Here is a 2,989-nt window from a genome sequence, read left to right on the forward strand (position 1 = left end):
GAGCGAACCCGGGGAACTGAAACATCTAAGTACCCGGAGGAAAGGAAATCAATAGATACTCCGCTAGTAGTGGCGAGCGAACGCGGACCAGCCGAGCCGTAAAAACGAGTGGAATGGTCTGGAAAGGCCAGCGATATGGGTGACAGCCCCGTACACGAAGTTTGATCGGACGTATTAAGTAGGGCGGGACACGTGAAATCCTGTCTGAAGATCGGGGGACCACCCTCGAAGGCTAAGTACTCCTTACTGACCGATAGCGAACCAGTACCGTGAGGGAAAGGTGAAAAGCACCCCGACGAGGGGAGTGAAACAGTTTCTGAAACCGGACGCCTACAAGCAGTCGGAGCCGCCTTGAGCGGTGACGGCGTACCTTTTGTATAATGGGTCAACGACTTGGTCTTACGAGCAAGCTTAAGCCGTTAGGTGTAGGCGCAGCGAAAGCGAGTCTTAAAAGGGCGACGAGTTCGTGGGATCAGACCCGAAACCGAGTGATCTAGCCATGTGCAGGATGAAGGTTGGGTAACACCAACTGGAGGTCCGAACCGACACCCGTTGAAAAGGGTCCGGATGACGTGTGGCTAGGGGTGAAAGGCCAATCAAACTCGGAGATAGCTGGTTCTCCGCGAAAGCTATTTAGGTAGCGCCTCGGACGAATACCTTGGGGGGTAGAGCACTACATGGGTGATGGGGTCCCACAGACTTACTGAGCCTAAGTAAACTCCGAATACCCAAGAGTACTATCCGGGAGACACACGGCGGGTGCTAACGTCCGTCGTGAAGAGGGAAACAACCCTGACCAACAGCTAAGGCCCCCAATTCGTGGCTAAGTGGGAAAGCATGTGGGACTTCCATAACAACCAGGAGGTTGGCTTAGAAGCAGCCATCCTTTAAAGATAGCGTAACAGCTCACTGGTCTAGTCAAGAGGTCCTGCGGCGAAGATGTAACGGGGCTCAAGCCACGAGCCGAAGCTTTGGATGCACAGTGATGTGCGTGGTAGCGGAGCGTTCTGTGATATAGAACGCTGCCTCCTTAGTATCGCTCGCGATACATTGGAGGCAATGTTCTGACTGTGAAGCCGGCCTGTGAGGGATCCGGTGGAGTGATCAGAAGTGAGAATGTTGACATGAGTAGCGACAAAGAGGGTGAGAGACCCTCTCGCCGAAAGTCCAAGGGTTCCTGCTTAAAGCTAATCTGAGCAGGGTAAGCCGACCCCTAAGGCGAGGCCGAAAGGCGTAGTCGATGGGAACCAGGTTAATATTCCTGGGCCATGTGGTGGTGACGGATCTCGAGGGTAGTTCGATCTTATCGGATTGATCGGGCTGCTTAGAGGTTCCTGGAAATAGCCCCACTTTAAGATCGTACCCGAAACCGACACAGGTGGACTGGTAGAGAATACCAAGGCGCTTGAGAGAACCACGTTTAAGGAACTCGGCAAAATGCCTCCGTAAGTTCGCGAGAAGGAGGCCCCATTGGTACGCAAGTATCGGTGGGGGGCACAAACTAGGGGGTGGCGACTGTTTACTTAAAACACAGGGCTGTGCGAAGCCGTAAGGCGACGTATACAGTCTGACGCCTGCCCGGTGCTGGAAGGTTAAAAGGAGGGGTGCAAGCTCCGAATTGAAGCCCCAGTAAACGGCGGCCGTAACTATAACGGTCCTAAGGTAGCGAAATTCCTTGTCGGGTAAGTTCCGACCTGCACGAATGGCGTAACGATCTCCCCGCTGTCTCAAACGTGGACTCAGCGAAATTGAACTGTGTGTCAAGATGCACACTACCCGCGGTTAGACGGAAAGACCCCATGAACCTTTACTCTAGCTTTGCACTGGCATCAGGATTGTGATGTGCAGGATAGGTGGTAGGCTTTGAAGCGGCGACGCCAGTCACCGTGGAGCCTCCCTTGAGATACCACCCTTCGCACTCTTGATGTCTAACCGCGGCCCGTTATCCGGGTCCGGGACCCTGCATGGTGGGGAGTTTGACTGGGGCGGTCGCCTCCCAAATCGTAACGGAGGCGCGCGAAGGTTGGCTCAGACCGGTCGGAAATCGGTCGTTGAGTGCAATGGCAGAAGCCAGCCTGACTGCAAGACTGACAAGTCGAGCAGAGACGAAAGTCGGCCATAGTGATCCGGTGGTCCCAAGTGGGAGGGCCATCGCTCAACGGATAAAAGGTACTCTGGGGATAACAGGCTGATGATGCCCAAGAGTCCATATCGACGGCATCGTTTGGCACCTCGATGTCGGCTCATCTCATCCTGGGGCTGGAGCAGGTCCCAAGGGTATGGCTGTTCGCCATTTAAAGAGGTACGTGAGCTGGGTTTAGAACGTCGTGAGACAGTTCGGTCCCTATCTGCCGTGGGTGTAGGATACTTGATGGGAGTTGCCCCTAGTACGAGAGGACCGGGGTGAACGATCCACTGGTGGACCAGTTGTCGTGCCAACGGCAGTGCTGGGTAGCTATGATCGGACAGGATAAACGCTGAAGGCATCTAAGCGTGAAGCCCCCCCAGAAACTAGGTATCCCTTGAGGGCCGTGGAAGACCACCACGTCGATAGGCCGGAGATGTAAGCGCGGTAACGCGTTCAGTTGACCGGTACTAATTGCCCGATTGGCTTGATTTGATCCAGTAGCAGCAAGGCTCAAGATCAAAAGCAAGTATACACAGGTTAGACCTGACTTGGACATGATGGCTTCTTCCTCGGTTTGGTGGTCATAGCGCTGGCTAAACACCCGATCCCATCCCGAACTCGGCCGTTAAGGGCCAACACGCCAATGGTACTGCGTCTCAAGACGTGGGAGAGTAGGTCACCGCCAAACCTAGCAAGAAGCCAACGTTCTCTCATAACGATCCAAAACCCCAAAAGCTCAAAAAGCCCGAGGGGCAATCAGACCATGATCCCAATGGTCACCGGTCGCGGGGTGGAGCAGCCCGGTAGCTCGTCAGGCTCATAACCTGAAGGTCGCAGGTTCAAATCCTGCCCCCGCAACCA

General features: G+C 54.6%; 1 tRNA gene and 2 rRNA genes (1 of these 3 only partly in view). All 3 read left to right on the forward strand.

Going from position 1 to position 2,989, the window contains the following annotated elements:
* Window positions 1–2,620, forward strand: a 23S ribosomal RNA gene (locus DYS74_RS18215) (it extends 212 nt beyond the left edge of the window).
* Between the two features lie 81 nt (window positions 2,621–2,701).
* Window positions 2,702–2,816 (forward strand): 5S ribosomal RNA (gene rrf / locus DYS74_RS18220).
* A 96-nt stretch (window positions 2,817–2,912) separates the two neighbouring features.
* Window positions 2,913–2,989, forward strand: a tRNA-Met gene (locus DYS74_RS18225).

Source organism: Paenirhodobacter hankyongi, assembly GCF_003664585.1.
Taxonomy (GTDB): domain Bacteria; phylum Pseudomonadota; class Alphaproteobacteria; order Rhodobacterales; family Rhodobacteraceae; genus Rhodobacter; species Rhodobacter hankyongi.